The sequence below is a fragment of the Corallococcus sp. EGB genome (assembly GCF_019968905.1).
Classification (GTDB): domain Bacteria; phylum Myxococcota; class Myxococcia; order Myxococcales; family Myxococcaceae; genus Corallococcus.
The window spans coordinates 3,441,977-3,466,611 of sequence record NZ_CP079946.1 but is presented as its reverse complement, the minus strand read 5'-3'; the positions used below and the strand labels follow the sequence as shown (position 1 = coordinate 3,466,611).

Below are 24,635 nucleotides of genomic sequence, written 5' to 3'. Positions count from 1 at the left end.
GCGTCTTTCAGTGTCCCGGGGCAGGCGCTTCGCCGTCGTGGGGGGTGCCCTGCGCGTGGTCGGGCTTGTGTTCCTGGGAGGTCGTGTCGCCGGAACCGCCCGCGCCCTCCCGGAAGCCCCTGGCGGCCTCGTGGCCGGACTGGCGGACGCTCTCCGCGGCCCGGCTGGCGCCATGCTGGACGTCCTTGGCGGCCTTGCCTACCTCCTGCCCGGCCTGTCGGGCATTCTCGTTGGCGGCTCGCTGCTGGTGTTCATTGCACCCCGTCATGACGCCCACCGTGCCAATGACCCCCAGCACGACGAGCCCGTTGAAGTGGCGTGTCCACATGGTCGTCTCCCCCGAGGGTCCCGGCCCTCTGAGGTGAAACGTAGGCACGCCTGCTCCCCGACGAAGGCCCGGCTCCCGGCCCGGAAGGGCTTGAGGGCGATGCTCGCCTGTCAGCCCCCGCCTGGACGGGAAAGGAGCGCGTGGGCCCTCCACTTCCGCGCGGACTCCCATGAGTCCCGCAGCCATGACACGTCCGTCCAGGCGGGCTGGGACCGTGAAGCCCGGGTTCGCGAGTGGCACGCGCTTGCCCATCGCACGCGGCCGGAAATACAGCGGCAGGCAGCGGTAGCTGCGCCGGTTTCATTGGGACACCGCCACGGCGCGGCAAGGCGGCCCCCCATCGCGCGTGCTTGACGCGGCCGGGCTGGAGCGCTCGGATGCGCGGCACCTATGCCCACTCCCAAGCTGCTCACCCGCGCGGAAGCCACCGACTATCAGGAAACGTCCCGCAGCGCCGACGTCGTCGCCTTCGTCGACGCCCTGTGTGCCCAGACCCAGCTCGCGAAGCGCGTGGACTTCGGCGAGAGCGGTGAAGGCCAGCCGCTCATGTCGCTCATCCTGAGCGACCGCAAGTGCTTCACGCCGGAGCTGGCGAAGAAGCAGAAGAAGCTCATCGTGATGGTGGAGGCCAACATCCACGCCGGTGAGGTGGAGGGCAAGGAGACCCTCCAGGCGCTCGCGCGCGACCTCACGCTCACGTCCCTGGGCAAGAAGCTGCTGGACCGGCTGTGCATCGTCTTCGTCCCCAACTTCAACCCGGACGGCAATGATCGCATCAGCAAGGGCAACCGCGCGCTGGACCTGAAGAACCTGGAGGGCCAGGTGAACCCGCCCGGCGGCGTGGGCATGCGCTACACGGGCGAGGGCTGGAACCTCAACCGCGACAACATGAAGCAGGAGGCGCCGGAGACGCGCGCCCTGGCGAAGCTGTACCAGACGTGGTGGCCGCACCTCTTCGTGGACTGCCACACCACCGACGGCAGCATCCACGGCTTCGACCTCACCTTCGACATCCCGCACGGCAACGCGGAGCTGCTGCACACCTCGCGCGACGCCAACCGCGCGCTGGCCGAGCGCGTGTCCGCCGCGGTGAAGACGAAGCACGGCTTCGACAGCTTCTGGTACGGCAACTTCCGCAAGGAGGGCGACCCGCGCTCCGGCTGGCACACCTACCCCGCCCTGCCCCGCTTCGGCAGCCACTACCGGGGCCTCCTGGGCCGGCTGGACGTGCTCCTGGAGACGTACAGCTACATCGACTTCCCGCGCCGCTGCGCCGTCATCCGCGCCTGGGTGCTGGAGCTCATCCGCGACGCCGCCCGCTACGCGAAGGAATACCGCCGGGCCACCGAGTTCGAGGAGGCCGCCATCATCGCGCGCGGCAAGAACCCGGACGTCCAGACGCTGGTGGGCATCAACTACGGCGTCGCCCAGCGCACCGCGGACGGCGCGCTCCAGTACGACTACCCGGCCTACGTGAAGGACGGCGACACCGCCACCATCCTCTCCTTCGACGAGGCCTCCATCCAGGAGCGCCGCTACCCCGGCAAGCGCAAGAAGGTCTACAAGACGCCGCACCACCGCACCTTCGTGCCCACGCAGTCGGTGAGCACCCCGGCCGGCTACCTGGTGCCCGCGTCGCTCGCGTCGCGCCTGGACGGCCACGGCATCCGCTACGAGAAGCTGGCCAAGGCGCAGCGCTTCCAGGTGGACAGCTACCGCATCGCGCGCAAGGAGGAGACCTTCAGCCCGGACGTGGCCGCCAACGTGCCGCCCCCGGGTCAGGACGAGGTGCCCTTGAGCCAGAAGCCCAAGCCGGTGCGCTTCGAGACCATCCTCACCGTGGCCCCCGAGCGCTCCGAGCAGGAGTTCCCAGCCGGCACCCTCGTGGTGGGCACGGACCAGCGCACGGGCACGCTCATCACCTACCTGCTGGAGCCGCACTCGGATGACGGCTTCTGCCGCTGGCAGTTCCTGGATGACAGCCTGAAGGTGGGCGAGCTGTACCCCATCCACCGCCTGGTGGAGTCCACGCGCGCGCCCCAGAAGGTGGAGTAGGCGCCCCCTCTTCGGAGCGCCCGCCGCCCCCGGGTTTGTCAGGCCCGGGGGCATTGGCCCTAGACTTGGGGCCGCAGGACCCGCGGAGAGCATGCGGGGGCTCGCGGGAGGCCCCAGATGGCTGGCAGGCAGCAGACGCCCCGAGGCACGCCGCTTCCGGGGCGCACAGGCGTGACGCGCGTGGGGGGACTCGTGGCCCTCGCGCTCTGCATGGCCCTGGGCTTCATCTCGGTGCGCGTCTGGAGGCAGCGCGGCACCGGGCCGGAGACGCCCGCGCTGTGGCTCTCCGACGCGCCCCACCGTCCCCTGGAGGTGCGGCTGAGCGTCCCCGCCGCGGACGTGTACCGCCCCCATGCGCCGCCGCGCGGAGGCGACGCGCTGGCCACGCCGGTGCCCCTGGGCGCGCTGTCCCGCCTGGAGGAGCGCGGCGACACGCACGGCGTGGGCGTCAGCTACCTCCTGCATGGCGACACGGAGCAGGCGCTCGCGTACCTGAGTCGCGCGTCGCCCTCGCTGGACCGCGACAGCGACCTGGCCGCCGTCGCCATCCTGCGCGGCCACTTCGACGACGCCCTGACGCTGCTGGACGCCACGCTGGAGGCCATGCCCGAACACCCGCAAGCGCGCTGGAACCGCGCCGTGGTGGCGCGAGAGCTGGGGCTGACGCTCCTCGCGGCCACGGCGTTCGAGGCAGTGGCCTCGAAGGGCGAGCCCGGCTGGAGTGACGAGGCGCGCGAACAGGCCCGGACGTTGCGCGCCCGGCTCCAGGCGCGAGCGGAGGCCTGGAAGGCCACGCGCGAGGCGTTCCTCACCCGGCTGAGCTCGCCCCAGGCGCCGCTGCCGCTGGAGGGCGCGGCGCGCTTCCCGGGCCTGGCGCGCGAGTCCTTCTACGACCTGCTGGCGATCGCGGAGAACTCCGAGCAGGTGGAGGAGTTGCTGCCGCTGGGCCGGGTGCTGGACCACGCGGCCGGCGGGGGCGCCGTGCTGGAGGACACCGTGCGGCGAACGGCGGTGCTGGATTTCGCGCGCCGCTCGCCGCTCGCCCGCGAGTACGCGAAGTTCCTCCAGGACGCGCACCCCGCCCCGGCGAGCTTCATCGAACGGCTGCGCCATGAGCCTACCGCGAGAGACCTGCTGCTGGGCGCGCTCCTGCGCACGCAAGGCGTGGCACACACGCACGAGGAGCTTCGCGCCCTGACGGCGGAAGAGACGGACCCCTGGGTCCTCTCGCGCGTGGCGCAGGAGGACGCGCGGCTGGACGACCTGGCGGGACAGGGGCCCCAGGCCGGGGACCGGCTGCGGGAGGCCCTGGGGCAATGCCGCGCGAACAAGCTGCCCCTGCGCTGCGTGGACCTGCTCCTGAGGCTGAGCAGCCGCGCCACCGCGTCCAACCGGCTGGTGGAGGCGGAGGAGGCCGCGAGGACCGCGTGGCACGAGGCCGCCGCGCTGGGCGAGTGGGAGCGCGAAGGCGCGGCGCTGGTGATGCTGGCCAACGCGACGCGCTTCCAGGTGCGGGTGGCGCTGTCGCGCGCCTACCTCATGGAGTCCCTGGCCCGTCAGCCCGACGACTGCATGGCGCGCACGCAGGCGCATCGCAACCTGGCCTCGCTGGCGCTGATGCGCTTCCGGCCGCAGGAGGCCCGGCAGGAGTTGGAGGCGTCGCTCGCGTGCGGCCAGACGCCCGGGCTGCAGGGCGCGTGGATCCTCGCGGACCTGGCGCGGTTGGATCCGCGTCCGTCCGACGAGGCGCGCCTGAGGGCGGAGCTGGACCGGGTGTCGCCGCTCAAGGAGAACGCGGGCCGGCGCGTGCTGGCCACGCTCATCCGGGGGCGCTTCGAGGTGGACCGCGACTGGCGCGCGGGCCAGAAGGTGCTGCGGCAGGCCATCGCGGAGGCGGAGCCGCTCCTGAGGGTGAACGCGGACGCGCGCGACGCCCGGGCGGTGGCCTTCCAGACGCTCGCGGTGAGCGCGGGCCACGCGGGTGCCTTCCGCGAGGCGCTGGAGGTGGTGGCCGAGAGCCTCCAGGTGCCCGTGCCGGAGGGCTGCGTGCTGGCGGCGGCGGTGGAGGCGGAGCGCACCGTGGCGGTGGTGCGAGGGCCGCAGGGCCAGGTGCAGGGCGCCTATGACGCCTCGCGAACGGTGCCCCTGCGCGATGACCTGACAGGGCTGGTGCCCGCGAGCCTGGTGGACATGCTGCGCGACTGTCCGCGGGTCGCGGTGCTGGCCGCGCCGCCCCTGGACAGCCGCGCGGGCATCCTGCCGGCGGACCTGGCCTGGAGCTACCGCGTCGGCACGGGCGCGCACGCGGCGTCTCCCGCGAAGCCGCCCCTGCACGTCGTGGTGTCGGACGTGGAGCCCCCCACGACGCTGAAGCTGGCGCGGCTGCCCTCGGTGGCGGACACGGACCTGGCGGGCGCGCAGCGGCTCTTGCGGCTCAAGGGCGCGCAGGCCACGCCCGAGCACGTGCTGGAGGCAATGGAGCAGGCCACGGACATCGACATCCACGCGCACGGAGTGGTGGACCGGGCGCTGTCGGACGCCACGGTCATCGCGCTGTCGCCGCAGCAGGACGGCCACTACGCGCTCACCGCGGAGGAGCTGCGCCGCCGTCACCTGCAGGGCGCGCCCCTGGTGGTGCTGGGCGCCTGCAGCGCGGCCCGCCTCGCTCCCTTCCTGCATGAGACGTCATCGCTGCCGCAGGCGTTCGTCGCCTCGGGAGCCCGGGCGGTCTTCGCCGCCACGGCGGACATCCCCAACGACGCGGGCGCCTTCTTCCGCGCGGTGCGTGAGCGCATCCAGTCCGGCGAAGAGCCCTCCCAGGCCCTGCGCGCCGAGCGCCTCGACTGGCTCCGCAAGCAGCCCCACCTGCGCTGGGTGGACAAGGTGCTGCTGTATCAGTAGCGCCCTGCCCCCTCAGTCTCGCGGAGGCAACGGTGAAGGCCGGGGCTCCGCGTCGGCGTCCCAGGTCACGTTCGGCTCCGGCAGCGCGAAGGCCTCGAACGAGACGGCGGCGCCGCCCCCGGGCGCGCTGAAGCCGTACCACCACCCCACCGGAAGCAGCACCAGGTCCCCGGGCGACAGCGTCACGTCCAGGCACAGCGGTGCGTCGCGAGGCTCGGAGGAAGCCACCGTCACGCGCCGCAGCTCGAAGGCCGGGATGAGCTGGAGCCGCCGCTCTCCATGCACCTGCGCCAGCAGGACGTTGCGCCGCGCCGCACGCAGGGGGACCTCCGTCCCGGGCGGCTCCCACCACAGGCGGGGCTCGCACGCGCGCGCCTCCTCCGCCGTGAGTCCCCGGAGCGTCGTCAGCCCCCGCGACAGGGGCTCCAGCCGCGAGTCCTCGAACAGCGGCACGCAGCACGCGTGTCTCGCTTCTCGCTCGCCCAACAGCGCCGCGAGGTTGCCGGGGCTCCAGACCTCCGGCGCCAGCGACGCGCTCCACCCCGCCCGCAGCACCACGGGCAGGTTGTCGAAGTAGTAGCGGTCGAAGAACGCTTCGGGCGTGAGCGCTTCGTGCCGGTCCACGCGCGGCGGACCTTCCGTCTGCTGGAACAGCTCCGCGTACACGTCCAGCAGCCCCTCCAGCTTGCGCTGCATGCCCACCGCGCGCAGCGCTCCGGCGACGAAGGGCTCCTGCTGCTCCACCTCCACCGCCCGCCGGGCCTGCTCCGCGTCCACTCCCGACTTCTCCAGCGACGCCACCAGGTCCTCCGGCGGCACCCCGCGCACCAGGTTCTCCACCAGCCACCGCCGCCATTCGGGCGTCAGCGGCGAAGCCCCCGCCCCCACGTCACGCGATGCGCTCATCGGTGCTCCTCCAGAGGCATGGCACCCAGCCAGCCCTCGCGCCAGCAGGTGTTCGCCCCAGGCGTCTGTTCGAAGCTCACGAACGTCACCGACAGGCTCGGTTCCAACGCCCGCAGCGCATGCCACCACCCCACCGGGATGAAGAGCGTGTCCCCCGGCCCCACCTCCACCGTGCGCAGCGCCACCCGGGCGAAGTCCGGGAAGCGCTCCAGGTCCGGCGCCAGCACGTCCACCGCGCTGTAGAAGCCGCGCACGTTGGACATCCACGGCGTCTCCCACGACGGCACCAGCCACACCCGCTTGCGTCCCCACACCTGGCAGAACAGGACGTTGAGATGATCATGGTGCAGGTTGGACAGCGTCCCCGCCGGCCCCAGCCACAGGTGGACCCGGTCGGGCCCGTGCATATCCGGCTGGATGTATCCCTCCGGCGCGCGCAGGTCCTCCAGCAGCGGCCGGAACGCCTCGCGCAAGAGCAGGCTGTTTCGAGCCACCAGATACATGTCGTTCGCCGGCGCACCGTCGAACCGGGCCAGCAGCTCCCGCAGCGGCACCTCCCGGCGCAGGCGGTCCGCGTGGAGATCCGGCAACTCCTGTGCATCGCGCCCCGCCATCACCTCCACCGTCTCGTCACCGAAACGCTCCGCCATCCACGCGGGCGTCCACCGCATCCGCGCGGGCCAGTCCTCCATCAGCCCTTCAATGACAACCGGCCGGTTGCGCCGGTAGTAATCAGTGAAAAACTCCGCTGGTGACAGCCGGACACGCCGCTCCACGTCCACCGCGGGCAACGCCTGTCGTCGCGACGCCGACCGCGTCTCGAGCAATGACTCAAGCAATCCAAGACGTGTCGTGAATTCACGCGCCCGCGTCACCGCGGGATGTCTCTCCGCGGCGCGAATCGTTTCCCAGACGACCTGCGGCGCGACTCCCGCCGTCTCCAGTCGGGCTGCGAGGCTCGCGGACGGCACCCCACGCGCAAGGTTCTCCGCGAGCCACGTTCTCCATTCAGGGGGGACGGCCGACGTCATCGCCGGCCCCCTTGAGTCGGGCTGAACCCTTTGGGCCGTCCACATCCACCACGAGCGGACTCCATGACGCCTCCCGAGAACTCATACAAAATCGTCCCGAATCCCAATCCCCCGTGCGACCCCGAGCAGGAGGACCTCACCCGGAAGCGGCTCCCCGAAGTGCCCGTGCCCACGCCGCCGCCCGCCGCGCCGCCCCTTCCTGAAACGCCGAGGGACGAAAACCTCGACGGCTGACGTGAAGTCCGCACGCGGGGCACACCTCACCCGAAGGTGTGCCACCGCGCGTTGCCGCCCGGCACGTCGAGCGCCTGGAACGTCACCGACACGCTCACCTCCAGCGCGTGCACCTGGTGCCACCAGCCCACGGGGATGAAGAGCATCTCGCCCGGGCCCACCACCACCTCGTGCACGTGCACGGCGGCGAAGTCCGGGAAGCGCTCCAGGTCCGGCGCCGCCGCGTCCACCGCGCTCCACACGAATTCGCGGTTGTAGACGTGCGGCGTCTCGAAGGACGGAACCAGCCAGAAGCGCTTTCGCCCGTGGACCTGGCAGAACAGCACCGAGTCCACGTCATGGTGCAGCGCCGTGCGCGTGCCCGCGGGCCCCACCCACAGCTTGATGCTCCCGGGCTGCCGGGACGGATACACGAAGCCCGGGGCCGGCCGCAGGTCCTCCAGCAGCCCCCGCAGCTCCGGCCGCTCCAGCGCGAAGTTGCGCGCCGTGAGGTACAGGTCGTTGGTGGGGCCGCCCTGCTCCAGCCGGCGGAGGAACTCCGACAGCCGCATCACCGTGCGGCACGCATCCGGGGACACGTCATGGTCCGCGCGGGCTTCACGGCCCGCCATGACCTCCACCTCCACGCCGCCGTGGTCCCGCGCCAGCGCCTCCGGCCGCCAGCGCTCCAGCAGCGGCCAGCCCTCCAGGAAGTCCTCCAGCACGACGGGCCGGTGCGCGCGGTAGTAGCGGGCCTGGAACTCCTCCGCGGACACGCCCCGCCGCCGCTCCACCCCCCTGCGAGACTGCGCATGCAGCGCGGCGCGCACATCCAGCAGCGACACCACCTCCGCGCGAGGAAGGCCCGCGGCCTCCACCGCCGGATGCCGCCGCGCGTGCGTCACCTCCGCGCGCGCCACCTCCGGAGCCACCCCTCCTTCGATCAGCGCCCGGGTCAGCGCCTCCTCCGGCACGCCCCGCAGCAGGTTCTCCGACAGCCACGCATCCCACGAGGGTGACAGGGCCATGGCCCCAGTCTAGGTCACCCGCGAAGGCACACGGAAAGGGGGGGCGCTTCCGCCCACATGGCCTACAGGGTCAACGCGCCCTTGAGGCCCAGCACGATGATGTTGCGTGCGTTCTCGTCACCGCCGGGGCGGATGTACTGGAAGTTGGGCCGCAGCACGAGCCACGGCGTCGCCTGGAGGCTGTAGTACAGCTCGCCCAGGTACTCCGTGCGGGGGATGACCGTGTCCGGGGCCTGCGCCTGCTTCAGCCGCTGAGCGGTGACGTAGCGCCCGTTGGAGTGCGTGGCGCCCAGCGCGAAGCCCACGTCGTCATCCGCGCGGCCGAAGATGCCCGTGTACCCCAGGCCCAGCGTGTACTGACCATCCAGCGCGGAGGTGTCCACGTCCGTCTGGGTCAGCCGCACGAACACATTGAGCCCCTGCGCGGCGTTCTCCGCGCCCGCCACGTGCGTGAGCTGCTGACGCGCGACGAAGTAGATGCCGTAGCGCCCCTGCCGCTCCACGTCGGGCAGCAGCACGTCCGGCGCGTTGGACGTGTCGTACCAGACGCCGACCTTGTAGAGCCCCTCCAGCAGGTCGCCGTGGAACTTCGGATTCCACCCCAGCTCCAGGGGCAGCAGCACGCCCGTCGCCCCGTTGAAGTGCCCCAGGTAGAAGGCCTCCTCCAGGTTGCGCGGGTTCACCTCGTACGCGGCCAGCTGCACGTAGGCCACCTTCTTCAGGTCCACGCGCAGCCGCGTGCCCCACTGGCTCACCGGCCAGTTGAACCAGTAGTTGCCCACGATGTTGCCGGGCTGCGCGCCGCAGAAGGACAGGTTCTGGAAGTCGCAGGGGAAGTCCGCCGTGTCCTCGTCCACCGTGACGCGGCCCAGCTTCAGGTGCACCCGCTCGTCCCAGAGGAGCTGATCCCACCAGAGCTGCGTCAGCCGCCCGATGTTGCCGCGCCCATACACCTCCTGCACCAGCTGGAGGCTGCCCAGCGCCATGTCCGCGTTCAGGTCGTTGCCGTTGCGGTGCGTGAACGTGAACTGGAAGCTGCCGCCCTTCACCCCCGCCAGCGTGTCCATGTCCAGCCCCAGCTGCACGTCGAACTGGCCCGCCTGCCGCAGCGCATGCCCCTTGCCACCGCGCGCGTTGTAGGCGAGCTCCGTCACGTAGCGGACCTGGATCGCCACGCCCAACTCGAAGAGAAACCCGCGCATCCCGCCCCACCCGCCGGTGACGCCCGGGACCATCTTCTTCGGCGCGTCCGCGAAGGCCGGCCCCGCGCACAGCAGGGCCCACGCCATCACCCACGCCGCGAAAGCCCTTCCCCGCATCCGGCCCCCCTCTCACGCCATGGGCCCTCAATGGCCATGGCCGCGAGGATGTCCAGCCGTGCGGGAGCGCCATCCGTCACCTTCCAGCCACTCCCCCGCGCCATTCGGAGGGCCCGGAGTGCGGCGAGGAACGGAAGCGGCGCGCCGGGGGTGTCCGCCACCCGGCGCGAGGGCCTTCGAGCCTCCAGCTACTTCTGCGGCAGCGGCACCGTGCGCACGTGCAGGTCGCGCAGCTGCTTCTCGTCCACGTCGCCGGGGGCGCCCGTCATCGTGTCCGTGCCCGTCTTCGTCTTGGGGAACGGAATCACGTCGCGCAGGGACTCCGCGCCGGTCAGCAGCATCACCAGGCGGTCCATGCCCAGCGCGATGCCGCCGTGCGGGGGCGCGCCGAACTTGAGCGCGTCCAGGAGGAAGCCGAACTTCACGCGCGCCTCCTCCTCGTGGATGCCCAGCGCCTTGAAGACCTCACCCTGCACCTTCGGGTCATGCAGGCGGATGGAGCCGCCGCCAATCTCGAAGCCGTTGAGCACCACGTCGTAGCGGTGGCACTTCACGCGGCCCGGGTCCGTGCCCAGGTACTGCACGTCCTCGTCGTGCGGCCGGGTGAAGGCGTGGTGCGCCGCCGCCCAGGTGTTCGTCTCCTCGTCGAACTCGAAGAGGGGCGGGTTCACCACCCAGAGGAACTTCCACTGGCCGCCGCTGCCGTACTCGGGGATGAGCCCCAGCTTCTTCGCCACGTGCACGCGCAGGTTCGCCATCACCGTGTGGACCAGCGACTCCCTCCCGAACTGGAACAGGATGAGGTCGCCCGTCTTCGCGTTCACGGCCTGGTTGATGGCCTGCCGCAGGGCCGGAGTGATCGTCTTGGACAGCGGGGACTGGGTCCACTCACCGCCCTCGCCTACCTTCGCGCGCGCCAGGCCCTTGGCGCCCGCCTGCTTCGCGAAGTCCTCCAGCTTGTCGCTCTCCGCGCGCGACAGCGCCTTCTCCGCCGGGACGACCATCGCCTTGACGATGCCCTTGTCCTGCACCGCCTCCCACATCATGGGCACGCCGCCCGCGGCGCCGTGCTCGCGGATGACGTCCGTGAGCACCACGTGCTCCAGCCCGAAGCGCAGGTCCGGCTTGTCGTTGCCGTACTTCGCCATGGACTCGTAGAAGTCCATGCGCATGAAGGGCGTCGGGATGTCGATGCCCAGCACCTCGCCCCACAGCTTCTTCAGCAGCCCCTCGATGATGGTGAAGATGTCGTCCTGGGTGACGAAGCTCATCTCCACGTCGATCTGCGTGAACTCCGGCTGCCGGTCCAGGCGCAGGTCCTCGTCGCGGAAGCACTTCACGATCTGGAAGTACCGGTCGAAGCCCGCGACCATGAACAGCTGCTTGTAGAGCTGCGGGCTCTCCGCCAGCGCGTAGAACTTGCCCGGGTTCAGCCGGCTGGGGACCAGGAAGTTGCGCGCGCCGCCCGGCGTGTACTTGCCCATGAAGGGCGTCTCCAGCTCCAGGAAGCCGTTGCCCGCCAGGTACGAGCGCGCCAGCGTGTTCATCTTGGAGCGCGTCATCAGCGTCCGCTGGAGCGGCGCGCGGCGCAGGTCCAGGTAGCGGTGCGCCAGGCGCTTCTCCTCGGACGTGTCCACGTTGTCCTCGATGAGGAACGGCGTGGGCTCCGAGCGGTTGAAGATGGTCAGGTCCGAGGCCTTCACCTCGATCTCCCCCGTCTTCATCTTCGGGTTCACGTTCTTGCCGCGCGACAACACCCTGCCCTTGATGCCGATGCAGTACTCCAGGCGCAGGTGCCCGGCCAGCTCATGGGCCTCCTTGCTGTCCGGCTCGAACACCACCTGGGTGAGTCCCTCGCGGTCCCGCAGGTCGATGAACACCGCGCCGCCATGGTCGCGCCGGTTGTGCACCCAGCCGAAGAGGACCACCTCTTCGCCAACGTTCGCGGCCGTGAGCTGACCGCAGTTGTGGGTACGCTTGACCTCGGAAATGAACGGGACCGCCATGGAGACCGCCTGCGTTTGGTTCGGGAAGGAAGGCCGGGCACCATAGCGGATCGAGGAAACGACGCGTCAAGGAATCCATGGCGCGCGGGCACCTCCGCGCTTCCCCGCCAGCCCGGTCCCTTTCGGAGGGGAATACACGTTCCGGGCGGTCCGGAGTAAAACGGGCATCATGCTCCGAACAGTCACCACCGCCGCCGTCGGGCTGGGCCTCCTGGCCTCTGGCTGCGCGCCGGACAGCGAGGCCCCCGTGAAGGTCTCCGTACTGTCCCGCTCCAGCAACGGCCAGTACGTCCCCACGCAGGTCGAGCTCACCACCATCGAGGACATCGTCGGCCTGAAGGGCACCGTCGGCGACCTCCAGGGTGGCGCCCGCATCGTCATCGACGCGAACGACCCCGCGCTCCAGAACGCCACGGAGGCCACCGTCGCGGACGTGCTGCTCAAGAACAAGGGCCACGACGTGAAGGCCAGCTACATCACCCAGAAGGATGAGAAGACGGGCGCGGACGTCCTCTGGCCCGCGGACTTCCACTCCTGGAACATGGTGACCTCGTATTACAACCTCGAGCGCGCCAACGAGTACTTCCGCACCGTCGCGAACGTGAAGGTGGCCACGTTCGAGCCCATGCCGACGCTCTACTACTTCCCGGACTTCATCCAGCGGCAGCTGAGCAAGGACCCGCTGCGGGACAACGCCATCTTCTACCCGGTGCTCCAGTCCTTCCTGGTGCTGCCGTTCGACAGGATCCAGCGCGCCCCCCTGCCCCTCAACGCGGCGGTGATGGCGCACGAGTACTCGCACCTGGTGTTCAACCGGCTGGCGTACGCCGGCCAGTCGCTGCCCGTGTCGCTGAGCGTCTGGTCCTCGGAGTCCCCCAGCCAGGGCGCCAACGTGCTCAAGGCCTTCGACGAGGGCCTGGCGGACTACCACGCCTACGGCGCCACCTGCCGCAGCGTCAGCGGGTGTGACCCCCGCTTCATGGCGCCCTCCTTCGACGGCGGCCCCTTCGCCGGGGTGACGGACGCGCGCGACCTGTCTCGCGGCGACCGCTGCATGACCGCGACCCTGTACGTCCGCGTGAGGGATCAGGACGTGGCCAGCTTCACCTCCGACGGCGCCGAGTACCAGGTGGGCACGCTCGTGGCGACCGCGCTCTACCAGGCGGGCCGCTCCACCGGCCAGGAGGCCCAGCTCCAGCGCGACATCGTCTCCGCGTACTACGACACGGACCCCGCGAACCCGGGCATCTACCAGTACACGCAGCAGGTCCTGGGGGATCAGACCCTCTTCACGCTGGCCGTCCCCGCCCGCGCCATCATCTCCCACATCACCGACCTGGAGCTGCGCAAGGCCGTCTGCAACGAGTTCATGGACCACCTGCAGATCCCGCGTGACCTCCTCATCGGCAACAACCTCTGCCCGGCCAGCGCGGCGGGCGGCACCACCTGCCCGAGCATCTTCCAGTGAGGCCCGCTCCCTTGAACACCTGGCTCAAGGCCTGCCTCGCCGGCAGCCTGCTCCTTGCCCCCGCCGCCTTCGCCCAGAGCTCGGACGACGACGACCCCTACGCCTATCCGGACGACACGGCTGACCGGGCCCACCAGAAGGCCCAGAAGGAAGACGACGACGCCTACGAGCGCCGCCGCAAGCTGGTGGACGAAACGGACGAGTTCCGCGACGCCGCCGAGGCCACCAACGACGAGGGCTTCCGCGGCATGTCCCGCCTGGACGACCCCAACCTGGGCGTCGCGGTGGAGCTGGTGGGCGGACTGTTGATGATCGACAGCGCCCGCGGTGACTTCTCCGACAACAAGCCCGGCCTGGGCGTGCGCGCCACCTGGGAGTTCGGCCGCACGTTCTTCACGGAGAACGACACCCTGCGCGAGGCCCTCTTCGCGGACCTGCGCTGGCTCTACGGCAGCCTCAGCGACGGTACGAATTTCATCAAGGGGGACACGCGGCTTCACTACTTCACGCTCGCGCCGGCCTGGCTGTTCCGCTTCGGCGACTCGCCCTTCGGTCTGTTCCTCCAGGCCGGTGGCGGACTCGCCTACCAGAACACCGGCATCACCGTGGGCGACGACGAGACGAAGGTGAACGGCCTCAAGCCCGTCATCCAGTACGGCCTGGGCATCCGCGGCCGGCCCGCCCTGTCGCGCAACCTGCACCTCACCTTCCGCCTCGAGGCCATGGGCCTCCGGCGCGGCTACGCCAACGACATCTTCCTCGGTGGCAGCGCCGGCATCGGTTTCTGAAGCCCACGCCCCGGGCCCCCTTCGGCCCCCGCGCCCTTCCCCCTTCGCGGGAGGCGGTGGCGGGGGCTGAACTTTTTCCCCTCCTCCCGCCTCGGATGCCCTCCGTCTGCTTGGTCTTCCAAGGAGATGGATCCCTGGCATGCGCCCTGCTTACATTCGCGGCGAATGGGGCAGTCGGGGCGGCGTCGGGCTGGAGGTGGACGATGAAGGGCGGACACGAACACGGGCAGGGCAACACCCGACACTGGGATCCGGTGTGCGGCAGGCACCTGGAGGCCCCGGAGGGCCATCCCTCGTCGGAGTACAAGAAGCGCCGGTACTTCTTCTGCTCGGAGGGCTGCCGCACCGCCTTCGAGCGTCAGGCGGAGCGCTTCCGCCTCAACGAGCTGGCGCGGGCCGGGGCGCTGATGTCGCCGGGCCGGGTGCGCTGGGGGCTCGCGTAGCGAAACCTCAAGCGGCGTGCGTCAGGCGGCCTGGCGCACGTCCTTGAGGCGCAGGGACAGCTTGCGCTGGCCGCGGAAGGTGTCGAAGCCGGCCTGGAACGCCAGGTCCACCGGCCCCTCCACCAGCGACACGCGGTCCGCCATGCCGAAGCCAATGGCATCCAGCTCCGGCGCGTCCACGAGCGCGAGCTTGAGGTGCCCCGCGCCCGGAGCCCCGGACTTCGCGGGCAGCACGCGCGGCCGGGCCTGCTGGCCGCGCAGCACCAGCACCGGCTCCGGGTTGCCCTGGCCAAAGGGCCCCAGCTTCTGGAGTGACTCCACCGCCGTCGCGTCCAGCTCGTGCGGGTTCACCACCGCGTCCACGCGGCAGCGCGGAATCATGTCCTCCGGCGTCAGGCGCTGCTGGGCGATCCGCGCGAAGGCCTCGCGGAAGGCGGGCAGCTGCTTCGCGTCGATGGTGAGTCCCGCGGCGTGCTTGTGGCCGCCGTAGCGCATGAGCAGGTCCGAGCAGCCGGTGAGCGCGTCGTACAGGTGGAACGCCTCGATGCTGCGCGCCGAGCCCTTCCCCACCCCGTCCTTCACGCCCACCATCACCGTGGGCCGGTGGAAGCGCTCCACCACGCGAGACGCCACGATGCCGATGACGCCCGCGTGCCAGCCCTCGTCGAAGAGCACCAGCCCGCGCGCGTCCTTGTGCTCCTCCGCCTGCGCCAGCGCCTGCGTGAGGATGCTGCTCTCGATGCCCTGCCGCTCCGCGTTCGCGCGGTCCAACACCTGCGCCAGCGAGCGCGCCGTCTCCACGGAGTCCGCGCACAAGAGCTGCAGGCCCAGCGACGCGTCATGCAGGCGGCCCGCGGCGTTGATGCGGGGCCCCAGGCGGAAGCCCACCTGACCGGCGGTGACGGCGGCGTCCGGCTCCATGCCGGCCACCTCCTTCAGCGCGCGGATGCCGGGGCGGCGGCCCTGGGACAGCTCCTGGAGGCCGTGCGCCACCAGGATGCGGTTGGCGCCGGTGAGCGGCACCACGTCCGCCACGGTGGCCAGCGCCACCAGGTCCATCAGCGCCTTGAGGTTGGGCTCCTTGCGCGTGGCGAAGAAGCCGTCGTCGCGCAGCCGCTTGCGCAGGCCCATGCACAGGTTGAAGGCCACGCCCGCGGCGCACAGCACCTTGGTGGGGTATTCGCAGCCGGGCTGGTGCGGGTTGAGCACCGCGGTGGCGGGCGGCAGCGTGGGCGGCACCGTGTGGTGGTCCACCACCACGACGTCCAGGCCCATCTCCTTCGCGCGGGCAATCTCCGCCACGGAGGTGATGCCGCAGTCCAGCGTCACCAGCAGGCGCGTGCCGTCCTGCGCGATGCGCTCCACCGCGCCCAGGTTGAGGCCGTAGCCCTCGTCCAGCCGGTGCGGGATGTACGTGGCGGGCGTCGCGCCCAGCTCCTTGAGGAACAGGTACATGAGCGACGTGGAGGACACGCCGTCCACGTCGTAGTCCCCGTAGAGCGTCACCTTCTCCTTGAGCCGCACGGCGCGCAGCACCCGCTCCACCGCCGCGTGCATGCCCTTCATCCGGAACGGGTCCGGCAGGTCCGCCAGCCGGTCCGACAGGAAGGCCGACGCCGCCTCCGGCGTGCGGTAGCCACGGTGGAGCAACACCCTCGCCGCCAACGGGTGAAGCGACAGCTCACCCGCGAGCGACCCGACCTCCTGCTCGACGACATCTGGAAGCAACCACCGCATGACGAAGCACAGTACCTCAGACGTCCGACCAAGGCAGTCCAACCCGCCCACTCACACCGACCTCCTGCACGCACGTTCAGACGTACGCTCGGCTGCCTCCCCGCCACCGACCTGCACGGCGGGTATGCGGTGCCCAGCTTGGGTGCGTACTCGTGGACAGGGAGGTCCGCATGTTTCGCACGTTTCTCCAGGGCGGCGCCCTGACGGCCGTCGTGTTGTGCGCGCAGCCCGCGCTCGCGCAGAAGAAGCAGGGGGACGTGAACGTCTTCCTGCGCGGAGGCATCGGCGACTACACGGGCGACCTGGGGGACCTGGCCAACACCGGCCCGCTGTGGGGCCTGACGCTCAACCTCCAGCCCACCACCTTCCTCGGCTTCGAGGTCGGCTACGAGGGCTCGCGGAACAAGGTGAGCGACGGCCGCCTCTTCGACGGGCCCTCGCTGGTGCGCAACGGCGGCAGCGCGCTGGTGAAGGTGTCGCCGCCCTTCCTCACCGCGGTGCGCCCCTTCGCGGGCGTGGGCCTGGGCCTGTCCTACGTGGACGTGCGCGGCGCGAGCGCGGGGCTCTACGACAGCGACCTGATGGAGGAGGTGCCGCTCGCGGTGGGCCTGGAGTTCAACACCGGCGGCCTCACCGCGGGCGTGCGCGGCACATACCGCGTCCTCATCGACCAGGACTTCGCGAACGTCACCTCCACGGACGACCACGGCGGAGGACTGATGGACGCGTCACTCACGCTGGGGGCGCGCTTCTGACGAAAGCGAAGGGCCCTCGCTTCCCCGACGGGAAGGAGGGCCCTCGTCACTTCAAGCCATCAGACAGCGCTCAGGCCGCCTTCGGCTCCTGCTTGGCGCCGTGGTGCCCCTCGCGGGCGTGCGCGCGCTCGTCCAGCCAGATGACCAGCGGGCTGGCGATGTACACGGACGAGTACGTGCCCACCAGGATGCCCACCAGCATCGCCATGGCGAAGTCGAAGATCTCGCCCACGCCGAAGATGAGCAGACCGATGAGCGACAGCGCCGTCACGCCGGAGGTGAGGATGGTGCGGCCCAGCGTGTCGTTGACGGCGATGTTGATGATCTCCGGCAGCGGCTTGCCCTTGTACTTCGCCATGTCCTCGCGGATGCGGTCGTAGATGACGATGGTGTCGTTCACCGAGTAGCCCACGATGGTGAGCAGCGCCGCGATGGACGTGAGGTTGAACTCGCGCCGGCTCACCAGGTAGTAGCCCGCCACCATGATGACGTCGTGGACCATGGAGAGCAGCGCGCCCGGGCCGAACTTGAAGTCGAAGCGGAACGCCACGTAGATGAGGATGGCGACCATCGAGTACAGCAGCGCCATGATGCCGCGGTTGCGCAGCTGCTTGCCCACCTGCGGCCCCACGTAGTCCACGCGGCGCTGCTCGAAGTTGGGCTTGTCCAGGCCGGCGCTCAGCGCGGAGAACACCTTGTCCGCCATGCCGCTCGCGACGACCTGGTAGTCGTAGCCGGTGCCGCCCTGGTTCGCGCCCAGGTCACGCACCTCCTGCACGCCAATGCCCGCCGCCTCGACGGCCTTCTTCACCGCCTGCGCGTTCATGGGCTGGGAGGAGCGGAAGTTCACGATGCCGTTGGCCATGTCGGCGTAGACGTTGCGCGTCTCGCCCAGGCCCTGGATGGCCGCCTTCGCGTGCTCGGCGTTCTCTTCCGTGAGCTGCGTGACGCCGCCCATGCGCAGGAGGAATGAGTTCTCCTCGGCCGCGCCCACGCCCTGGACGCTGACGTCGTGCAGACCGCCGGCCTGGGCCTTCTCACGGACCTGCTCCGCGGTGGTGGGCGTGTTGTACTTCAGCTCCACCACCGTGCCGCCGGCGAAGTCCACGCCGAAGTTGAAGCCCACCGCGGCGATGCCGACGATGATGGCCAGGTTGACCAGCGTGGAGATGAAGAGCGCCGGCTTGCGCTTCCCAATGAAGTCGATGTGCGTCTTGTGCTTGAGAATCTGCATGGCGGATTTCCCGAAGGCGCTGGAGGCCCGTTAGACGGACACCGACTGCGCGTTGCGGCCGTGGACGAAGTAGGTCGTGATGACGCGCGTCACCACGATGGACGTGAACAGCGACGCGAGCAGACCCACGATGAGCGTGGTGGCGAAGCCGCGGATGGGGCCCGTTCCCGTGAAGAACAGGATGAAGCCCGCGATGAGCGTCGTCACGTGCGCGTCGAAGATGGTCCAGAAGGCGCGGTCGTAGCCCTGGTCCACCGCCGCGCGCGCGGACTTGCCGTGCGACAGCTCCTCGCGGATGCGCTCGTTGATGAGCACGTTCGCGTCCACCGCGATGCCCAGCGTGAGCACGAAGCCCGCGATGCCCGGCAGGGTCAGCGTGGCGTTGAAGAACGCCAGGCCGGCCAGGATGAGCAGACCGTTGAGCAGCAGCGCCACGTCCGCGATGAGGCCGGACTTGCGGTAGTACACCGCCATGAAGACGACGACGAGCGCCAGGCCCACCAGCGCGGCCAGGCTGCCCTTCTTGATGAGCTCGTCGCCCAGCGTCGCGCCCACCTGGCGGATTTCGCCCACCGTCACCGGCGCGGGCAGCGCGCCCGCCTTCAGCACCAGCGCCAGCGTCTGCGCCTCGCCCAGCCACTCCTCGAAGCTGCGCCCGCTGGCGCGGCCCATGGTGATGCGCGCGCGCCCGCCGCCGATCTTCTCGTTGATGCGCGGCGCGGTGTGCACGTTGTCGTCCAGCACGATGGCCATGCGGCGGCCCACGGCGGCCTCGGTGAGCTTCTCGAACTCGCGCGCACCGGCCGGGTCGAAGGCGATGTTCACCTCCGGCTCGTTCATCTGGCTCACGGACGCGTCCGCGCCCGCCAGGCTCTCACCCGTGAGCGGGACGTTCTTGTCCAGCAGGTAGCTGCGGTACGCGATGCAGTCGTTCTTCTTCACCGGGTTCGCCACGCACTCGGTGACGACGTCGCGGCCCGGGGGCGTCTTGTCCTTCGTGTACGCCAGCAGGGCCTCGCGGTTGGGCGAGGACAGCTGCGGGAAGCCCTCGTCCTCCACCAGGGTGATCTTGCTGTCCGCCGGGGGCGGGTGCTGCTGGAACATCTGCGCGAACACCTGCGGGTTGGTGTCGTCCACCATGCGGAACTCCAGCTGCGCGGTGGTGCCCACCAGCTCCTTGGCCTGCTCCGGGTTGCTGCGGCCGGGGAGCGAAATCTGGATGGAGTCCGTGCCCAGCTTGCGCACGTCCACTTCCGCCACGCCCCACTTGTCGATGCGGCGGCGGATGACAAGCATGGCCTGGTCCACGGCCTCGTCGCGGAAGCGGTTCACCTGGCTCTCGTCCGGCTTGAGCACCAGCGTGCCGCCGTTGCGGGACTCCAGGGTGAAGTCGGTGAAGGTGGCGAGCACCTCCTTCTGGATGGCGTCCATGGTCGCCGGGTCCTTCGCGGTCAGCACCAGCTGCAGCCGCTCCGGATCCGTCTCCGCGGTCACCTCACCCAGCTTCTTGTCATTGATGTAGGTGGCAATCTGCTGGCCGCGGCGCTCGGTGCGCTTCTGCAGGGCCGTCTTGGTGTCCACCCGCATCACCATGTGGATGCCGCCCTGCAGGTCCAGCCCCAGGTTGAGGCGGTACTTCGCGGGGGGCGCCCACTTGGGCAGCCGCTGCTCCAGCACGGCGATGTTGTTGCGCTCGCTGCGATCCAGGACCACCAGCGAGTAGTACGTCGGGACGAGGAACCAGATCGTTCCCAGCGTCACCGCGACGATCATTCCGAACTTCCACCACCAGCCGCGGTCCATTACTTCTCCTCCTTCTTCTCAGCGGGGGTCGCCGCCGGGGCTCCCGCCACCGGAATGGTCCCCTTCGCAGTGACAGCCGACTTGAGCACGCGCACGCGCACCCCGCTTGCGACTTCCAGCGTCACGGTGGAGTCGTCCACCTGGTGGATGCGCCCGAGGATGCCGCCGGACGTCATGACGTCATCGCCCTTCTTCAGTCCCGCGAGCAGGTTGCGGTGCTCTTTGATCTGCTTTTGCTGGGGGCGGATCATCACGAAGTACATGATGGCCACCAACATGGCGAGGAAGCCGAAGACCCCCAGGGGGGAGTTCGCCCCGGCCTGCGCGAGAATCAGGAAACTGTCAGCCACGTACTGCCTCGTCGTTGGAAGGGATGGACTCGGGATTGCGGCCCCGACCCGGCGGACGGGTGGGGTCAAAACATCCGAAAGGGTGGCCTCTTAGCAAGGGCGCCCCATGTGAGCAAGTGAACGCCGGAAGCGCGGCAAACCCGTTGCCCGCTCACCGGCCGCCTTTACGTTCGGCCTCCTGCGCCTGGGCTCTGGCCCGGAAGTCCCGGGCGAACGCGGCGAAGCGGTCCTCGGCGATGGCGCGCCGCACCTGGGCCATCAGGTCCAGGAAGTAGTGCAGGTTGTGCAGCGTGTTGAGCCGCATCGCCAGGATTTCTCCCGCCGCGAACAGGTGCCGCAGGTAGGAGCGGCTGAAGTTGCGGCAGGTGTAGCAGGAGCACGCCGGGTCCACTGGCCGGGGGTCCTTGGCGTACGCCGCGTTGCGGATGACCAGCTTGCCCTCCGAGGTGAAGAGCAGGCCGTTGCGAGCGCACCGCGTGGGCAGCACGCAGTCGAACATGTCCACGCCGTGCTCCACGCACGTCACCAGGTCCAGCGGCGTGCCCACGCCCATGAGGTAGCGCGGCTTGTCCCGGGGCAGCAGCGGCGCGGAGTAGGCCACGCCCGCATGCATGGCCTCCGGGGCCTCGCCCACGGAGTAGCCGCCCAGCGCGTAGCCGGGCAGGTCCACCGAGCACACCTCCTCCGCGTGGCGCTTGCGCAGGTCGTCGTGGAGGCCGCCCTGCACGATGCCGAAGAGCGACGAGCGCTCGCGGCCCCACGCCTTCACGCACCGGTGCAGCCAGCGCGTGGTGCGCGCCAGGGACTTCTCCAGGTAGGCGCGGTCCTCGGTGGACGGCGGGCACTCGTCGAACGCCATGATGACGTCCGCGCCCAGCGTCTCCTGGATCTCGATGGAGCGCTCCGGCGACAGGAAGTGACGCGACCCATCCAGGTGCGACTGGAAGGCGGCGCCCTCCTCCGTGATCTTCCGCTTCTCCGACAGGCTGAACACCTGGAAGCCGCCGCTGTCGGTGAGCATGGGCCGGTCCCAGGAGATGAAGCGGTGCAGGCCGCCCATCTCTCCGACGAGCGCGTCCGTGGGGCGCAGCATCAGGTGGTACGTGTTGCCCAGGATGATCTGCGCGTCCAGGTTCTTCAGGTCGTCCGGGCCCACGCCCTTGACGCTGCCCACCGTGCCCACGGGCATGAAGATGGGCGTTTCAATGGGGCCGTGCGGCGTGTGCAGCCGTCCGCGGCGCGCCTTGGTGCCGCTCGCGTCCTCGTGCAACAGCTCGAAGCGCACCAGCCCCGGGGGCACGCGGGTATCGCCCTTCTCCTTGCGCTGCTCGTCGACCACGGCACTCACTCCTTCACCAACATGGCATCGCCGTAACTGAAGAACCGGTAGCCCGCGCGCACGGCCTCCTGGTACGCGGCGAGCGTCCGCTCCCGGCCCAGGAGCGCGCTCACCAGCATCACCAGCGTGGAGCGCGGCAGGTGGAAGTTCGTGAGGAGCACATCCACCTGACGGAAGACATAGCCGGGCCGGATGAACATCGTCGTCTCACCGGGGCCGCTGCGCAGCCTGCCCGTGTCCGGGTCCGTGGCGGACTCCAGCGTGCGCACCACGGTGGTGCCCACGGCGACCACGCGGCGGCCTTGCGCCTTCGCGGCGTTCACGGCGTCGGCGGTGGCCTGGGGCACGGTGAAGCGCTCCGGGTGCATGTGGTGCTTGTCCAGCGCCTCTTCACGGACGGGGAGGAAGGTGCCGGGCCCCACGTCGAGCGTCACCTCCGCGCGCTGCACGCCCTTCGCCGCGAGCTTCGCGAAGACCTCTTGCGTGAAGTGCAGGCCGGCGGTGGGCGCGGCCACGGCGCCGGACGCGCGCGCGTACACGGTCTGGTAGCGCTCGGCGTCCGCGGCCTCGGGCTCGCGGGTGATGTACGGAGGCAGGGGCAGGCGGCCCGCCGCGTCCAGGAGGCTGGCGAGCGAGGTGCCCGGCGCGGCGTGGAAGCGCACCCGGTACTCCCCTCCTCCCAGCGCCTCCAGGATGTCCGCGGCCAGTCCCCCGGCGAAGGTGACGGACTGGCCGGGCTTGAGCCCCTTGGATGCCTGGCCCAGGCAGACCCACTCGAGCGACTCCGGAGCGCCCCCGAGCGCCGCGGAGGTGAGCGTGGCCGAGGCGGCGGGACGCACCACCAGCAGCTCCACGCGGCCGCCGGTGCCCGTCTTCTGGCCCAGCAGGCGCGCGGGGATGACGCGCGCGTCGTTGAGGACGAGCAGGTCGCCCTCGCGCAGCAGGTCCACGAGGTCGGTGAAGTGCTGATGGCTCCAGGCGCCGGTGGCGCGGCTGACGACCATCAGGCGCGACGCGTCCCGGTGGGGCAGCGGGGCCTGGGCGATCTGCGCCTCGGGGAGCTCGAAATCGTAGTCGGAGAGGAGGGACGACACGGGGTTGGCGCTTGTAGCAGCCCCCGCGCCCTCGCGGAACCGGAGAGGCCGTCAGTAGAGCTGCTGGAACTCGGCACCGGGGTAGTAGTGGGAGAGGATTTCCCGGTAGGTCTTGCCCTGGTCGGCGAAGGCCTTGGCGCCCCACTGGCACAGCCCCGCCCCGTGGCCGAAGCCACGTCCGGTGAACACGTAGTTCCTGCCGGAGGCTTCCACGTCGAAGTCCAGGCTCTTGAGGCGCGTGTAGCCCAGCTTGCGGCGGAACGTCACACCGTCCACCACGGTGCCATCCGCCAGCGTCACGCGGGTCACCCGGTGCGTGGGCGTGCGGCCGGTGACGCGCATGCCGCCTGGCGAGGACTTCAGCGCCCCCCGCAGCTCCGCCTCGGAGAGGGTCGCGGACCAGCGGCTGGCGGGCAGCTTGCCGCAGGGGCAGTCGACGGGCTGCAGGTACGGCAGGCTCCGCTGGAGCGCGTCCTGGCCGGACTCGGTGCGCCCGCCGCACGAGGCATGGAAGTACGCCTCGATGGGGGACAGGTCGTACGTGAGCACCTCGCCCCGGGTGGCCTCCACGGCGGCGCGCGTCTTGGCGTCCTCGCGGTTCACGCCGCCGTACACCTGGTGGAGCACGCTGCTGCCCATGTGGAACGCGGCGCCATAGGCCTCCAGCTTCTTCTGCAGCGCGTACGTCCGCGCGGCCACGGCCTGGGCCTTGAGGGCCTCCAGCGGGAAGGACACGGGCATCTCGCTGCCGAGCACCGCCGCCAGGTAGTCCTCCAGGGGGATGACGTTGATGAGCTGGAGGCTGTTCTTGAAGAGGCGCACGACGACGTCGCCGCGCACCTGCGCGCTGCCCGCCTTGAGGGGTTCGTTGCCGGGGCCGCCCGCGTCGCGGGCCTCCATGCCGCCCCGGAAGCGGATGGCGTCCCCCATCACCGGCGCGCCGTTGACCTCCAGCTTGCCGTTGTGGCGGCGCACGGTGGCCTGTCCGGAAGGGACGGCGACATAGCTCCCGTCCTCGGTGTCGGGGCCGAAGCCCAGGCCCCGGCCGCTCACGCGGACCTCGTCGCCGGGGTCGTCCATGGCAATGCGCATCGTCTCCACGGCGAACGCCCGCGGCGACGCGAGCAGGAGCAGCAGCAGTGCCACACGTTGCAACATGGTCCAACAGTCTAGGGGCCAGGCGATCCGCCTCAAGAAATCGGCCGGGCGGCCGGCCATGGCCCCTGGCGCCGCCCGCGAAAACCCCGTGCGGATGCCGCAGAATGGGCCCCAGTGACCGCCTCCGTCCCCGACGCCGCCCGCCTGTCCCCCGACGCCCTCGCCGAGGCCCTCCGCGCGCTGGAGCCCCGCACGGCGGCCGTGCTGGTCCGCCGGCTCGTGGAGCGCCGTCCGCAGTCGGAGTCCGCGGCCTGGTACGGGATTTCGAACGACGCCTTCTCGGTGCTCCTGCTCCGCTCGGCGGTGGCCCTGGCCCGTCAGCTGGGCCAGCCCGCGAGGCCGCCCGAGAGCCCGGAGGAGGCCAGCGCCTGGGAGCGGATGCTGGCCATGGCCATGGAGAAGGACACCGCGCCCGTGCCCGTGGCGCTCGCCCCCGTGGCCTCGCTGTGCCGGCGGGTGCGGGAGGTGGGGCCTGAAGTGGAGGCCGCGCTGGACCGCGCCGCGCAGGCCGACGCGGACTCACCCACCCGGGCGCGGGAGGAATGGCTGCGGAGGCTGGCCGTGGCCGCGCTCCTGGCGCTGACGGCCTGGCTCTACTGGAACCGCCCCCCGGAGCCGGAACCCCGCCCCGAGCGCCGCATGCTCTCCCCCGACCGCCGCTGACTGGACGCGGCCACGA

Annotated in this window: 21 protein-coding genes; 8 read left to right on the top strand and 13 right to left on the bottom strand. The window is 70.6% G+C overall.

The window, feature by feature from the left end:
* Positions 1 to 7 precede the first annotated feature (7 nt).
* On the bottom strand, positions 8 to 328 hold the full coding sequence (locus KYK13_RS14550) for a hypothetical protein (RefSeq protein ID WP_223645039.1): 321 nt from the start codon (positions 326 to 328) through the stop codon (positions 8 to 10).
* 390 nt (positions 329 to 718) lie between these two features.
* On the opposite strand from KYK13_RS14550, the gene KYK13_RS14545 reads away from it, so the two are divergent.
* Together KYK13_RS14545 and KYK13_RS14540 are read left to right on the top strand one after the other, a co-directional pair.
* Positions 719 to 2,383 carry a M14 family zinc carboxypeptidase gene (locus KYK13_RS14545; protein WP_223645038.1) on the top strand — a complete coding sequence of 555 codons (1,665 nt, stop codon included), beginning with the start codon at positions 719 to 721 and terminating at the stop codon, positions 2,381 to 2,383.
* A 117-nt stretch (positions 2,384 to 2,500) separates the two neighbouring features.
* On the top strand, positions 2,501 to 5,284 hold the full coding sequence (locus tag KYK13_RS14540; protein ID WP_223645037.1) for a CHAT domain-containing protein: 2,784 nt from the start codon (positions 2,501 to 2,503) through the stop codon (positions 5,282 to 5,284).
* Between the two features lie 12 nt (positions 5,285 to 5,296).
* Here KYK13_RS14540 and KYK13_RS14535 read toward each other — a convergent pair whose 3' ends face one another.
* Both KYK13_RS14535 and KYK13_RS14530 read right to left on the bottom strand, forming a co-directional pair.
* A complete protein-coding gene (locus KYK13_RS14535) occupies positions 5,297 to 6,190 on the bottom strand; it encodes a cupin-like domain-containing protein (protein WP_223645036.1) in 894 nt (297 codons plus the stop codon).
* On the bottom strand, positions 6,187 to 7,017 hold the full coding sequence (locus KYK13_RS14530; protein ID WP_223645035.1) for a cupin-like domain-containing protein: 831 nt from the start codon (positions 7,015 to 7,017) through the stop codon (positions 6,187 to 6,189). Before KYK13_RS14530 ends, KYK13_RS14535 begins: the two co-directional genes overlap by 4 nt.
* A gap of 267 nt (positions 7,018 to 7,284) precedes the next feature.
* Between KYK13_RS14530 and KYK13_RS14525 the strand changes: the two genes are divergently transcribed.
* Positions 7,285 to 7,455: a hypothetical protein gene (locus tag KYK13_RS14525; protein WP_223645034.1), complete on the top strand. Its 171-nt coding sequence runs from the start codon at positions 7,285 to 7,287 to the stop codon at positions 7,453 to 7,455.
* Between the two features lie 26 nt (positions 7,456 to 7,481).
* Here KYK13_RS14525 and KYK13_RS14520 read toward each other — a convergent pair whose 3' ends face one another.
* The 3 genes from KYK13_RS14520 to aspS form a co-directional block, all read right to left on the bottom strand.
* Entirely contained in the window at positions 7,482 to 8,462 is a 981-nt protein-coding gene (locus KYK13_RS14520) for a cupin-like domain-containing protein (RefSeq protein WP_223645033.1), read from the bottom strand.
* 62 nt (positions 8,463 to 8,524) lie between these two features.
* Entirely contained in the window at positions 8,525 to 9,781 is a 1,257-nt protein-coding gene (locus tag KYK13_RS14515) for a carbohydrate porin (RefSeq protein WP_223645032.1), read from the bottom strand.
* 188 nt (positions 9,782 to 9,969) lie between these two features.
* The gene (gene aspS, locus KYK13_RS14510; protein WP_223645031.1) at positions 9,970 to 11,787 is read right to left on the bottom strand and encodes an aspartate--tRNA ligase; all 1,818 of its coding nucleotides are present in this window, start codon (positions 11,785 to 11,787) and stop codon (positions 9,970 to 9,972) included.
* Between the two features lie 169 nt (positions 11,788 to 11,956).
* Between aspS and KYK13_RS14505 the strand changes: the two genes are divergently transcribed.
* The 3 genes from KYK13_RS14505 (at position 11,957) to KYK13_RS14495 (ending at position 14,486) form a co-directional block, all read left to right on the top strand.
* Positions 11,957 to 13,255 (top strand): hypothetical protein, encoded by a 1,299-nt coding sequence (locus KYK13_RS14505; protein WP_223645030.1) that lies wholly within the window; start codon positions 11,957 to 11,959, stop codon positions 13,253 to 13,255.
* A gap of 11 nt (positions 13,256 to 13,266) precedes the next feature.
* Positions 13,267 to 14,043: a hypothetical protein gene (locus KYK13_RS14500; protein WP_223645029.1), complete on the top strand. Its 777-nt coding sequence runs from the start codon at positions 13,267 to 13,269 to the stop codon at positions 14,041 to 14,043.
* Positions 14,044 to 14,246: 203 nt separating this feature from the next.
* A complete protein-coding gene (locus KYK13_RS14495) occupies positions 14,247 to 14,486 on the top strand; it encodes a YHS domain-containing protein (protein ID WP_223645028.1) in 240 nt (79 codons plus the stop codon).
* A gap of 21 nt (positions 14,487 to 14,507) precedes the next feature.
* On the opposite strand, the gene recJ is transcribed toward KYK13_RS14495, so the two are convergent.
* Complete coding sequence (recJ, locus tag KYK13_RS14490) at positions 14,508 to 16,223, bottom strand: single-stranded-DNA-specific exonuclease RecJ (RefSeq protein ID WP_223645027.1); 1,716 nt, start codon at positions 16,221 to 16,223, stop codon at positions 14,508 to 14,510.
* Positions 16,224 to 16,393: 170 nt separating this feature from the next.
* Here recJ and KYK13_RS14485 point away from each other — a divergent pair, with 170 nt between their 5' ends.
* A complete protein-coding gene (locus tag KYK13_RS14485) occupies positions 16,394 to 16,978 on the top strand; it encodes an outer membrane beta-barrel protein (RefSeq protein WP_223645026.1) in 585 nt (194 codons plus the stop codon).
* Positions 16,979 to 17,048: 70 nt separating this feature from the next.
* Here KYK13_RS14485 and secF read toward each other — a convergent pair whose 3' ends face one another.
* The 6 genes from secF to KYK13_RS14455 form a co-directional block, all read right to left on the bottom strand.
* Positions 17,049 to 18,212, bottom strand: a complete 1,164-nt coding sequence (gene secF / locus KYK13_RS14480) for a protein translocase subunit SecF (RefSeq protein ID WP_223645025.1) — start codon at positions 18,210 to 18,212, stop codon at positions 17,049 to 17,051.
* A gap of 30 nt (positions 18,213 to 18,242) precedes the next feature.
* The gene (gene secD / locus KYK13_RS14475; RefSeq protein WP_223645024.1) at positions 18,243 to 20,015 is read right to left on the bottom strand and encodes a protein translocase subunit SecD; all 1,773 of its coding nucleotides are present in this window, start codon (positions 20,013 to 20,015) and stop codon (positions 18,243 to 18,245) included.
* Complete coding sequence (yajC, locus tag KYK13_RS14470; RefSeq protein WP_223645023.1) at positions 20,015 to 20,365, bottom strand: preprotein translocase subunit YajC; 351 nt, start codon at positions 20,363 to 20,365, stop codon at positions 20,015 to 20,017. The genes secD and yajC overlap by 1 nt, the downstream gene beginning before the upstream one ends.
* A 151-nt stretch (positions 20,366 to 20,516) precedes the next feature.
* The gene (gene tgt / locus KYK13_RS14465; RefSeq protein WP_370645417.1) at positions 20,517 to 21,653 is read right to left on the bottom strand and encodes a tRNA guanosine(34) transglycosylase Tgt; all 1,137 of its coding nucleotides are present in this window, start codon (positions 21,651 to 21,653) and stop codon (positions 20,517 to 20,519) included.
* Between the two features lie 56 nt (positions 21,654 to 21,709).
* Entirely contained in the window at positions 21,710 to 22,798 is a 1,089-nt protein-coding gene (gene queA / locus KYK13_RS14460) for a tRNA preQ1(34) S-adenosylmethionine ribosyltransferase-isomerase QueA (RefSeq protein ID WP_223645021.1), read from the bottom strand.
* 51 nt (positions 22,799 to 22,849) lie between these two features.
* Positions 22,850 to 23,956 carry a SpoIID/LytB domain-containing protein gene (locus KYK13_RS14455; RefSeq protein WP_223645020.1) on the bottom strand — a complete coding sequence of 369 codons (1,107 nt, stop codon included), beginning with the start codon at positions 23,954 to 23,956 and terminating at the stop codon, positions 22,850 to 22,852.
* Between the two features lie 114 nt (positions 23,957 to 24,070).
* On the opposite strand from KYK13_RS14455, the gene KYK13_RS14450 reads away from it, so the two are divergent.
* On the top strand, positions 24,071 to 24,619 hold the full coding sequence (locus tag KYK13_RS14450) for a hypothetical protein (RefSeq protein WP_223645019.1): 549 nt from the start codon (positions 24,071 to 24,073) through the stop codon (positions 24,617 to 24,619).
* The last annotated feature ends 16 nt before the right edge of the window (positions 24,620 to 24,635 follow it).

Excerpts from the sequence above, each read along its gene's own strand:
- KYK13_RS14535 (WP_223645036.1), bottom strand. The coding sequence starts at position 6,190 with ATGAGCGCATCGCGTGACGTGGGGGCGGGGGCTTCGCCGCTGACGCCC.
- secF (WP_223645025.1), bottom strand. The coding sequence starts at position 18,212 with ATGCAGATTCTCAAGCACAAGACGCACATCGACTTCATTGGGAAGCGC.
- KYK13_RS14495 (WP_223645028.1), top strand. The coding sequence starts at position 14,247 with ATGAAGGGCGGACACGAACACGGGCAGGGCAACACCCGACACTGGGAT.
- KYK13_RS14455 (WP_223645020.1), bottom strand. The coding sequence starts at position 23,956 with ATGTTGCAACGTGTGGCACTGCTGCTGCTCCTGCTCGCGTCGCCGCGG.
- KYK13_RS14485 (WP_223645026.1), top strand. The coding sequence starts at position 16,394 with ATGTTTCGCACGTTTCTCCAGGGCGGCGCCCTGACGGCCGTCGTGTTG.
- KYK13_RS14520 (WP_223645033.1), bottom strand. The coding sequence starts at position 8,462 with ATGGCCCTGTCACCCTCGTGGGATGCGTGGCTGTCGGAGAACCTGCTG.
- recJ (WP_223645027.1), bottom strand. The coding sequence starts at position 16,223 with ATGCGGTGGTTGCTTCCAGATGTCGTCGAGCAGGAGGTCGGGTCGCTC.
- KYK13_RS14545 (WP_223645038.1), top strand. The coding sequence starts at position 719 with ATGCCCACTCCCAAGCTGCTCACCCGCGCGGAAGCCACCGACTATCAG.
- aspS (WP_223645031.1), bottom strand. The coding sequence starts at position 11,787 with ATGGCGGTCCCGTTCATTTCCGAGGTCAAGCGTACCCACAACTGCGGT.
- KYK13_RS14550 (WP_223645039.1), bottom strand. The coding sequence starts at position 328 with ATGTGGACACGCCACTTCAACGGGCTCGTCGTGCTGGGGGTCATTGGC.
- KYK13_RS14525 (WP_223645034.1), top strand. The coding sequence starts at position 7,285 with ATGACGCCTCCCGAGAACTCATACAAAATCGTCCCGAATCCCAATCCC.
- secD (WP_223645024.1), bottom strand. The coding sequence starts at position 20,015 with ATGGACCGCGGCTGGTGGTGGAAGTTCGGAATGATCGTCGCGGTGACG.
- KYK13_RS14540 (WP_223645037.1), top strand. The coding sequence starts at position 2,501 with ATGGCTGGCAGGCAGCAGACGCCCCGAGGCACGCCGCTTCCGGGGCGC.
- KYK13_RS14515 (WP_223645032.1), bottom strand. The coding sequence starts at position 9,781 with ATGCGGGGAAGGGCTTTCGCGGCGTGGGTGATGGCGTGGGCCCTGCTG.
- KYK13_RS14505 (WP_223645030.1), top strand. The coding sequence starts at position 11,957 with ATGCTCCGAACAGTCACCACCGCCGCCGTCGGGCTGGGCCTCCTGGCC.